Genomic DNA, 7,518 nt, shown 5'->3' on the forward strand with positions numbered 1-7,518 from the left:
GCTGGTGCCAACACCGAAAACATCGATGGGTGCCTGCTGCTCCAGCAGGCTTTTGATCACCCCTTCATCCAGCTGGTTGCTGGCCACTATCTTCACATCATGTAAACCTGCTTCATTCAGCATGGCCCGCGCCTTTCTGCTGAGATAGGCCAGGTCGCCACTGTCCAGACGAACACCACTGAGCTTATGTCCTGCTTTCTCCATTTCTTTTGCTACGGTGATAGCATTGGGAATGCCGCTCTGTAATGTATTGTAGGTGTCCACCAGGAATACGCAGCCATGGGGTCTTGACCTGGCGAAGGCACGAAAGGCTTCCAGCTCCGATTCATAACCGGTCACAAAGGCATGGGCCATAGTACCAGCGGCAGGAATATCATATAACTGTGCCGCATATACGTTGCTGGTGCTGTTGAACCCACCGATCACCGCGGCCTTGCTGGCCAGGATGCCTCCGGGTCCCTGTGCGCGGCGCAGCCCGAAGTCGCTCAGGATACGTTCTCCCGCCACATAACGCATACGCGATGCCTTGGTAGCGATCAGGGATTCGAAATTGAGAATATTGAGCAGGAGGGTTTCCACGAGCTGGGCTTCCAGCCAGGTGCCTTCCACTCTTACGATCGGACAATTGGGAAATACGATCTCTCCTTCCGGCACGGCATGGATCTTTCCTTTGAAGCGGAAACTTTCCAGGTGATCTATATAGCGGCTGTTGAAATTAAGGGAACGCAGGAAGGATATATCTTCTTTTGTAAAATGTAAAGTTTCCAGGATCTCCAGCAGGTCTGATAATCCTGCAAATACTACGTAACCGCCTTTTGCCGGGACTTTCCTGAAGAAGTAATCGAACACTACAGGTACTTCATGGCGTTTCTCCAGAAAATTCACTTCACCGATGGTGAGCTCATACAGGTCAGTATAAGATCCGCTGATGGAAAAGGATAACATAACACGTGATTTGCCCCAAATCTACGGTCTTTTGCTTTCCCATTTTATTTGGGTGTACCCAGTCACTCGCGTCCCCGCGAGTGACTTCTATTTGCTTGCCTCCGGCGAGTTCAGTGTTCGCCGGAGGCGAACAAATATTACTCACTCGCCGGAGGCGAGCGAGTGCGCTCCGCTATTTTAAAAGTGTCTCTATTTTCCGAGCAGAATATTTTCTATGGCAATGGCGCGGGGAAAAAGGATCTCGTTTTCCAGCCGCATATGCTGCACCAGGTCCTGATCCAACTCCTGAAGTTTGAGGAAGGTAACGCGATGGCTCACACAGGCTTCTTCCCCCGCCGTGTAGTTATTGGTGAGACGGCGGAAATTTCCAAGGAGCTCCTCTGTCTGCTGGTGTTCTTCCTCCATACGGGCTGCGATGGGTTTTCGCAGGGTACGCACCAGCAGTTCAGCATAAGGTTCCTTGCCGTTGTAAGCACGGTTGATCCGTTTCACATAGGGGAATAGTACTTCCTCCTCCTGCTTCAGATGGGCAGGCATCTGTTTGTAGAGCTTCATGAACTGCAGCTGCAGTTCATCGAGGTAAGGGAATTTCTTGCGGTGGCCAGCCACAAATTTGGTGAGGTGATCATGCAATGAAGGCAATGCTTCTTTCATATAGGCGTGGTGCACATGCACCAGGTAGTCTGCCAGAAAATCTATGGGCCAGTTGTTGAAATTGAGGGTGGGGGAGATAAGAATGCGACGGGTGGCGGTTTCCAGGTCCTGTATCACCATATCGGTGCTCACACCTCTGGCTTCGCAGGCAACCTGCAGGGGCCATCTGCCACCACAGCAGAAATCGATATTGTATTTGAGCAATACATCTGCCGTACGGTAATCCCCGTTCACGATCTCGGTAACCGGTGTCTGTTCGTCTATCTTCAGGATCTGTTCTGTCATGTTATTTTTGCGTTTGAAAGCCGCTGTTATAAACGGCAAATTACCCCGGTGCCGGAAGAAAAAAACTGATTAAAATCAGGTCTGGAACTATCTTTTTTCAGGAAACCGGTGGGTGTTATTGGAAAATTTTAATATAATTTGTGTTGATGTTCAAAGAAAAGGCGCTCAATGTTTTGTTGTTCTGCAGTATTCTCACCGTATGTACGGCGGTATTGCAGTTCATGTATCCCGAAATCGGTTTTCTCTATGGCGGTTACGTTGCCGCCACCTTGCTGACCGTATTCCTGCAAAACGATAACCTTACCAAGCTGTTCGGCATCATCAGCCTCCTGCTGATAGTGGTCTCAGGGTTTTATACGCGGGAAGCCGGAGGCACGCCCTCCCTGCTTTTACAGCTCGTATTCGAAGGCATCATCGTGCTGCTCACCATGATAGCGGTGATCTACATTAAAAAGATCTACGGCTCCCTGGAATCAGACCAGCAACAGGTAAAAGCCCTTTTCGATAATGCTACCGAAGGCATCATCCTCACCAACCAGAAAGGAGAGATCGTGCTGGTGAACCCCGCCGCCCTGCAACTATTCGGTTATCAGAAAGAAGAATTACTGGGACAGGCCATTGAAAAGCTCATCCCCGGACGGTTCCATCACGCGCATTCCGGTTATCGCGAAAGTTTTTATAAAAAGCCCGGCAACCGCAGCATGGGCCATGGCCGCGATCTGTTTGCCAGGACCAAAACAGGCGATGAATTCCCTGTGGAAGTGAGCCTCAGTTTTTATAAACAGAAGAACGAATTCTTTGTGATCGCCTTCCTGGTTGATATCACCCAGCGGAAAGAATCGGAGCGCAGGCTGCTGGAAAAAAGAGAACAGCTTGAAAAGGTGACTGAAGAGATCCGCCAGCTGAATGCCGACCTGGAAAATAAAGTGGAAGAACGCACCATGATCCTCAAAGAAGCCTTGCAGGAACTGGAGCGATCGCAGCAGAACCTGAGCGAAGCCCTCAATAAAGAAAAAGAACTGAACGAGATCAAATCGCGCTTCGTATCCATGGCCTCGCACGAGTTCCGGACGCCGCTCAGCACAGTCCTGAGCTCTGCAGCGCTCATCGGCAAATACACACAGTCTGAAGAACAGGATAAGCGCGACCGCCACCTGAAGCGCATCCGCGATTCCGTGAAGCACCTCAACGACCTGCTGGAAGACTTCCTGAGCCTTGGTAAGCTGGAAGAAGGCAAAGTGATGATGGATACCGGTCCTGTTGACCTGAAGGAATTCCTGGAAGATACCATGGAAGAAATGAAGCCCGTGCTCAAACCCGGCCAGGAGATCCAGGTGCAGTGCGCGGGTGACGACTTCATCACCACCGACAAAAAGCTTCTCAAGAATATTCTTATCAACCTGCTCAGCAACGCCGCCAAATTCTCTCCCGAGAATGCCACCATCAGGGTGATCTCCAACAATAACGATGACCTGCTTCGTTTATCCGTCATTGATAGCGGTATCGGTATCGCCGAGGAGGACCAGCATCATATGTTCACCAGTTTCTTCCGCGGAAGGAATGCCGTGAATATCCAGGGAACCGGCCTGGGACTTCATATCGTAAAGCGCTACGTGGATCTCATCCGTGGTACTATCAGCCTGCAAAGCAAACTGGGCGAAGGCACCACCGTAACAGTGGAAGTTCCTGATCTCAATTAGTGCGCTAGGCAGCTGGGCCAGCATTATTATCGTGCTTCGCAACGCTGGTATGAAAAGCACTAGCGGGGACGCGAGCGACGGGCAGCTGCGAGCTTAATGGCAGCTGGCTGCTGCTCCGGGAGCGTCTGCCAATATAGGACTGATGAATGGTATGCCGAGGTTCATACCTCTGAGAATAAGAATGATGCCCATGGCCGCAATGATGATGGGAGTGACCCGTTTCAGATGGGTCCTTACGTCCAAGCTTATACGAATACCAAACCAGCTGAGGAGAAACATGGCTGGTACGGTACCCAGACCGAACATCATCATGAAGAAGGCGCTTTCTATCGGAGCGGAAAGGCCAATGGCGCCGATAATGGCCATATATACCATGCCACAGGGGAGGAGGCCATTGGCCATTCCAAGGAGGAGAAAAGAACCGGTGTTGGTATTGCGAAGGAGTTTTCCCATGAGTACTTGCAAAGGCTGGTACCACGCCTGGATCCATTTGGGAGAATTGCTTTTCTTACCAATAAAATAGTAGAATGCCAGCAACAACATAATGACACCGGCAATGATAGAAAACGATTGCTGGAAACCGGCCAGGTAGAAAGTTCTGCCGGCCAGTCCGAATAACAAACCTAAAAAAGAATAGGTGATCACACGTCCCAGGTGATAGCCCAGCATGGCAAGCAGTTGCCCGCCTCTGCTCAGGTGATGCACCGGCAGGCTCATGGCCAGCGGTCCACACATGCCTACGCAATGCGCGCTACCGGCAAGACCAAGCAATCCACCTGCTGTTATGATGGGCCATAGTATCATCTAACGGAGATCAATAGTTGCTTCTGAATAATACTGGTGAGTGCCGGCAGTCCAGTTGAATTTTACAGTGTACTTACCTGGCAGCAGCAGCCTGCTGCTGATCTGCTGTTGACCGGTGGAATTCACTGCCAGCGGGATCTTTATATCCCTTTTCGCATCTGCTGCGTTATAGAACCATACATTTCCTGTAACTGCCAGCCCCTTCATTTCTTCGGGCATCTGCAGGGTGATCGCGGAGTCGTTTTTGCTGACGGATGGTTTGGCAGAAAGGTTGTTGGCGCGTGCGGTGCCATCGATCACCTGTTGATACACCAGTTCGTCTTTGTAGTATTCTTTGGAAACCAGGTCGAAGTTGGTCTGTGTAGCCTTGTACACCAGCAGGATGATCATGCCGGCAAAGGCGCAGATAAAGATGGTCAGCTTATGTCCCCAGTTGAGTGTCATAATTTCTTTTTTTAATTATTCATGTACCGGCCCCAGGAAGTTGGTGGTGATCACATCGAGCTTTTCGTTGCCGCTGTAGATGCCGATCCTGACGGCTGTTTTACGTTCGTGAATGGTATTGCGGGGGAGGATGAGGAAAAAAGATCCACTGCCTTCGCCCTGTTCCTTTACCTGAATGGCGTGGTGTCCGATGATCTCGATATGGCCGCTGATATTTTCAAGCTTCAGGCTGAGCGGGATGGCATTGGTGGTTTTATTGGCCACCTTGATATTGTACAGGTTGCTCACACTGTCTGTGCCCCGCTCCTGGTAGAGCATACCGGGAGTTCTCATGATGGTAGTATCCACTTCCTTCCGGGTCACCAGCATGAAAGCGAGAACGGTCACCAGCACGCCGAGCAGTACGGTGTACAGCTTCATGCGGCCGGTGTAGTGTAATTTTTCTCTTTTTTCTATACCATTCTCGGATGCATAACGGATAAGGCCTAATGGCTGGTTGATCTTTTCCATGATGGCGTTACAGGCGTCGATACAGGCGGTACAGCCCACACACTCCATTTGAGTGCCGTTGCGGATGTCGATACCTGTTGGACAAACCTTCACGCACTGAAAGCAATCGATACAATCGCCGATGCTTCTTTCTACTTTTTTATTGTACTTACCTCTTGGCTCACCACGCTGGTAATCGTAGGCAACGATCATGGAGTTCTTGTCGAGCAGCACACCCTGCAGACGGCCGTAGGGGCAGATCACGGTGCAAACCTGTTCCCTGAAGAAGGCGTAAACAGTATAGAATACACCGGAGAAAACTGCTATGGACAGGAGCCCGCCGATATGTTGGCTCACCGGCTCGGTGATGATCTTCCAGAGTTCCTTCACGCCTATCACATAGGCAAGGAAGAAATTGGCGATGATGAAGGAGCAGAGGTAGAAAATGAGGTGTTTACTGACTTTTTTGAAGATCTTGGAACCGGTCCAGGGTGCTTTGGCCAGCAGTCGCTGCTGTGCCGCATCACCTTCAATGAAGTACTCGATCTTGCGGAAGAACATCTCCATGAAAATGGTCTGGGGACAAACCCATCCACAAAACAAACGGCCGAAAGCTGCCGTGAACAGCACGATGAACACAATGAATGTGAGCATCCCCAAACCAAAGATGAAGAAATCCTGTGGCCAGAAAACTTTTCCGAATAAAATGAATTTAGCTTCTGTAACATTAAAGAGAAAGAGCGGCTGCCCATTCACCTCGATGAATGGCAGTGAGAAGAAAAGGAGGAAAAAGAACCAGCTGACATATGTACGGATATTGTAGAGTTTGCCTTTGGGTTTCTGGGCAAACACCCAGTTCCTTTTTCCCTTTTCATCAACAGTAGCGATCCTGTCGCGGAACGAAGAATTGTCTGCTGCCTTTTTCGATATCGACTCTTTACTGTCCACTGCTAACCTTTCTTTTATTATTTAGAGGTATTATTTCGCTATAACGCTGGCACTGTCCTGCTTTGCGGCTGTGCTGTCGCCTGCGGCCGCGCCACCTGCTGACTCCTGGTAGAGTTCACCCTGCTTTTCTTTACCGTTTGCAGGGTTGGTGCCATGCAGGGATTTGATGAAGCTCACTACCTGAGAGATCTGTACAGGGCTGAGATCGTCTTTCCAGCTGCGCATGCCTTTCTCGGGCCATCCGTATTTCACGGATTTGAAAACATCGGACAGACTGCCACCATGCAACCAGTAATCATCGGTGAGGTTGGGGCCAACGGTGCCTTCTCCTTCTTTACCATGACAGGCAGCGCAGTTCTGTGTGAACACTGCCTTTCCTGCATCCAGGGTGCTGGCATCGGTCAGCAGTTTCACGGTATTCTCATCCACATTATTGGCGCTTTTCTTCAGATAGGCGGCTTTCTGTGCTTCTGCTTTTTCCATCGCTATTGCAAATTCCTGCTGACTCAACGGTGCTGATTCTGACACATGGTAACGCCAGAGATAGATACCGGCAAAGATGATGGTGCCATAGAAGCCGTAGAGCCACCAGGGTGGGAGACGGTTGTTGAGCTCGCGGATACCATCGTACTCGTGGTCAAGCTCAAGGGATTTCTCTTCTTCCACAGGTTTCAGGCTGTTCATTTTTTGCCAGAAGATCTTGAAGGAACCTGCCTTGCGTGGTTTTTCCAGTCCCTGTTGTTTTTTTACACGGCTGAGGAATACACGCAATTGAAAGAGCAGGGCAACTATCACCAGCAGCTCCATGGTGATAACACCAACCACCAGGTAAAAGGCGGTTGGAGATAAAGCACCGAAGTTCTGTGCTGCTGTGGAGATCGCTTCAGCAGGCGCTGCATCCTGTGCAAACAGTGGCATTCCGAAGAATACCAGCAGTGCCATGATGGCGGTGGTGCTGAGCGTCATTTTCTTTTTCTCTGCTTCAATTTCTTTCTCGCGCTGGTAATAATAGGTGGCTGCACCTGTCAGTACGTTGGCGAGCAGGATGATGATCAGCAGCAGGATGGCCATGATGATCACCAGCATGGTAACCATAGGATCCGCTATGGAATGGGGTTTGGGCGCATCGCCTGCTTCCCGGGCAAAAAGGATTGAAGTGCTTGCGAGGGCGGGCAACAGCAGCGCCAGTCTTTTGGTCATTGTCTTACTTTTATTGCTAGATGCATTTGAACGGAACATACGGTTGGGT

The 7,518-nt window shown here is 50.3% G+C and carries 7 protein-coding genes; 1 reads left to right on the forward strand and 6 read right to left on the reverse strand.

Annotation, left to right across the window (positions count from 1 at the left end; genetic code table 11):
• Window positions 1-945, reverse strand: a 945-nt coding sequence (locus ACTHMC_RS17880) for a nicotinate phosphoribosyltransferase (protein ID WP_440415110.1), incomplete at its 3' end; no start/stop codon positions are given.
• A gap of 189 nt (window positions 946-1,134) precedes the next feature.
• Window positions 1,135-1,884: a DUF542 domain-containing protein gene (locus tag ACTHMC_RS17885; protein WP_440415112.1), complete on the reverse strand. Its 750-nt coding sequence runs from the start codon at window positions 1,882-1,884 to the stop codon at window positions 1,135-1,137.
• Between the two features lie 146 nt (window positions 1,885-2,030).
• Here ACTHMC_RS17885 and ACTHMC_RS17890 point away from each other — a divergent pair, with 146 nt between their 5' ends.
• Window positions 2,031-3,584: an ATP-binding protein gene (locus tag ACTHMC_RS17890; protein WP_440415114.1), complete on the forward strand. Its 1,554-nt coding sequence runs from the start codon at window positions 2,031-2,033 to the stop codon at window positions 3,582-3,584.
• Window positions 3,585-3,677: 93 nt separating this feature from the next.
• Here the strand turns inward: ACTHMC_RS17890 and ACTHMC_RS17895 are convergent, their stop codons facing one another.
• The 4 genes from ACTHMC_RS17895 to ACTHMC_RS17910 all read right to left on the reverse strand — a co-directional run.
• A complete protein-coding gene (locus tag ACTHMC_RS17895) occupies window positions 3,678-4,388 on the reverse strand; it encodes a sulfite exporter TauE/SafE family protein (protein ID WP_440415116.1) in 711 nt (236 codons plus the stop codon).
• A complete protein-coding gene (locus ACTHMC_RS17900; protein WP_440415118.1) occupies window positions 4,389-4,832 on the reverse strand; it encodes a FixH family protein in 444 nt (147 codons plus the stop codon).
• Window positions 4,833-4,847: 15 nt separating this feature from the next.
• On the reverse strand, window positions 4,848-6,269 hold the full coding sequence (gene ccoG / locus ACTHMC_RS17905; protein ID WP_440415120.1) for a cytochrome c oxidase accessory protein CcoG: 1,422 nt from the start codon (window positions 6,267-6,269) through the stop codon (window positions 4,848-4,850).
• Window positions 6,270-6,299: 30 nt separating this feature from the next.
• The coding region (locus ACTHMC_RS17910; RefSeq protein ID WP_440415122.1) for a cbb3-type cytochrome c oxidase N-terminal domain-containing protein at window positions 6,300-7,518 on the reverse strand (1,219 nt) is incomplete at its 5' end.

The organism is Pseudobacter sp. (assembly GCF_051955275.1).
In the GTDB taxonomy this organism is placed as follows: domain Bacteria; phylum Bacteroidota; class Bacteroidia; order Chitinophagales; family Chitinophagaceae; genus Pseudobacter.